Source organism: Micrococcus sp. LASM2_SD2 (assembly GCF_057364565.1).
Map to the genome: position 1 here is coordinate 1 of NZ_JBNFOB010000283.1, position 2,615 is coordinate 2,615.

At 70.8% G+C, this 2,615-nt stretch carries 3 protein-coding genes and 1 pseudogene; 3 read left to right on the forward strand and 1 reads right to left on the reverse strand.

Translation table 11 applies throughout. The features are described 5' to 3' along the window. A partial coding sequence (locus AC2W7A_RS11430) for an Ltp family lipoprotein (RefSeq protein WP_485991457.1) occupies positions 1–518 on the forward strand: 518 nt, incomplete at its 5' end. A gap of 90 nt (positions 519–608) precedes the next feature. Then, on the forward strand, positions 609–1,097 hold the full coding sequence (locus tag AC2W7A_RS11435) for an SRPBCC family protein (RefSeq protein WP_485991458.1): 489 nt from the start codon (positions 609–611) through the stop codon (positions 1,095–1,097). Between the two features lie 216 nt (positions 1,098–1,313). On the opposite strand, the pseudogene AC2W7A_RS11440 reads toward AC2W7A_RS11435, so the two are convergent. Continuing rightward, positions 1,314–1,820, reverse strand: a pseudogene (locus tag AC2W7A_RS11440) (pyridoxamine 5'-phosphate oxidase family protein); the annotation flags it as partial. Positions 1,821–1,829: 9 nt separating this feature from the next. On the opposite strand from AC2W7A_RS11440, the gene AC2W7A_RS11445 reads away from it, so the two are divergent. Next, positions 1,830–2,615, forward strand: a 786-nt coding sequence (locus AC2W7A_RS11445; protein WP_485991459.1) for a sulfite exporter TauE/SafE family protein, incomplete at its 3' end; no start/stop codon positions are given.

Genomic DNA, 2,615 nt, shown 5'->3' on the forward strand with positions numbered 1-2,615 from the left:
CCGCTGCCCAGGCCGCCGAGGAGGCCGCCGAGGCGAAGGCCGAGCAGGAGGCGGCGGCGCAGGCGTCTGCCGCCCAGGCCCCGGCGCAGTCCGTCTCCGGCACGCAGGCGGCGCGCAAGGCGCAGTCCTACCTGGAGTTCATGGGGTTCTCCCGCCAGGGGCTGATCGAGCAGCTGGCCTATGACGGCTTCTCCACCACCGAGGCCGGTGCCGCAGTGGACGGGCTCGGCGTGGACTGGAACGCGCAGGCGGTGAAGAAGGCGCAGTCCTACCTGGAGTTCACCGCGTTCTCCCGGTCCGGGCTGATCGAGCAGCTGGTCTATGACGGCTTCACCACGGACCAGGCCACGCACGGCGTGGACAGCCTGACCGTGGACTACACGGCGCAGGCCGCCAAGAAGGCGCAGTCCTACCTGGAGTTCATGGGGTTCTCCCGCGCTGAGCTCATCGACCAGCTGATGTACGACGGTTTCAGCGCCTCGCAGGCCGCGGCCGGGGCGAGCGCGGTCGGACTCTGAGGTCCGGTTCGGGCCGTGTCGGTTCGGCCGGTGAGGGACGTCGACGCGGTGGCCCTGGCGCCGGTGTGATGTGCGTCATACCCTGGGCGCATGGACGACACGGAGACCACCAGGTCAGCGTCGGAGGGCGAGGAGAAGGTCGTGCGGGCCGAGCGGGAGGTGGCCGCCCCGGCTGCCGCGGTGTTCGAGCTGATCGCCGATCCCTCCAAGCAGCCGCAGTGGGACGGGAACGACAACCTCGAGGAGGCGGCCACGGGGCAGCGGGTCCGGGAGGTGGGGGACATGTTCGTCATGACCTTGACCAACGGCCAGGACCGCGCCAACGAGGTCGTGGAGTTCGAGGAGGGGCGCCTGATTGCCTGGAAGCCCTCGCCCATGGGGGAGCCCCAGCCCGGGCACCTGTGGGGGTGGGAGGTCGTCTCCGAGGGAGAGGGCCGGTGCCGTGTGGTGCACACCTACGACTGGTCCGGCCTCGGTGACGACCCGAAGCGGCAGGCAAAGGCACGGGCGACGACCAGCGAGAACCTGATGGACTCCGTGCTCCGGCTCGCGGGTCTGGCCGAGGCGCTGCACTCCTGACCCGAGGGCCGCAGACGGCAGAGGGCCCCGCCGCCGAGAGAGTCGGCGGCGGGGCCCTTGCGCTGTCACGGATATCGGTGACAGATCAGGGGAGGTCGACCGTGGCGGGCCGCCGGAGCCCTTCTTCTCGTCCTTGCCGCGCATCGCGGCGATGGTCTTCACCACGGTGCCGGCGAGTGAGGTGCCGCCCCAGTAGGTGGCGGTGTCCCCGTGGACCTTGAGCACGATGTTGTCCGGGTTCTCCGGACCGCCGTCCATGAACATGTCCGCACCGGTGGACCACAGGTCCTTCACCACGGCGTCGTCCTCCACGAGGGTGCCCTGGCCGGAGAGGGAGACCCACGCCTTCTTCGAGGAGTAGGCGACGTTCACGCCCGGGTTGGCCCGGATGTCGTCGGCGACGGCGCTGGTCCTGTCGATGAGGAACAGGACGTCGCCGTCCTCCTCCGCGACCTGGGTGGACAGCGGGCGGCTCACCAGGCGGCCCGTGGTGGCGCAGACGGTGGTCAGCATCGCCACGTCCATCTTCGAGATGAGGTCGTGGACCGTCTTCACGTCCTCGTCAGAGGAGGAGAGCGTCGGCTCGTTCAGCATCGGATTCCTGTTCTCAGTCATGCGGCACACGATGGCACCGCAGGGCCCTCGGCGACGATGCCTCGGGTGCGCCGACGTGGGAATCCACGGCGAACGTCCAGGTAGGGACACCGCGGGGCCGTCCGTCATACTTCACCCATGGACCTGTTGCCCGCCCTGATCGCCGTCGGCTTCATCGCCCTCGGTGCCACCCTGCAACGGGTCTCGGGCATGGGGGTGGGCATGATCGCCGCCCCGGTGCTGTCCCTGCTGGTCGGGCCGATCGCCGGCGTCACCCTGTCCAACGTGGCGGCCTCCGTCTCCGCGCTCATCCTGTTCCTGCTGCTACACCGGCACGTGGACTGGCCGCGGTTCATCCGCCTGGCCCCGCTGCTGATCGCGGGGTCCTTCGCAGGCGCCTGGGCCGTGTCCGCGCTGGACCTGGGCTGGCTGGAGATCCTGCTCGGGGCCAGCATCCTCATCGCGATCGCCGCCGCACTCGGACTGCAGAAGAGGTTTACGCTCACCGGCGACGGGGCGGTCTACGGCTCCGGGGCGGTCGCCGGCTTCATGAACACCACCGCGGGCGTGGCCGGGCCGGCGCTCGCCGTCTACGCGGTGGCCGCCAAGTGGGAGCAGCGGTCCTGGGCTGCCACGCTCCAGCCGATCTTCCTGCTCGCCAACCTCACCTCGATCGGCACCAAGGCCCTCTTCGGTGCCGCCGTGCCCACGGACGTGCACATCCCGGCGTCCGTCTGGATCGCCGCGCTCGTGGCCGGACCCGTCGGCATCGCCGTGGGCACGCGGGTCGCCTGCCATGTGGACCCCGCCAAGGCGCGTATCCTCGCGCTCTGCATCGCCTCCGCCGGCGGCCTGCTCGCGGTCGTCCGGGGCGTGGGGAGCTGGCGTCGGCTGACCGCCGGTGCCCGTCGGGAGGCGCGGAGC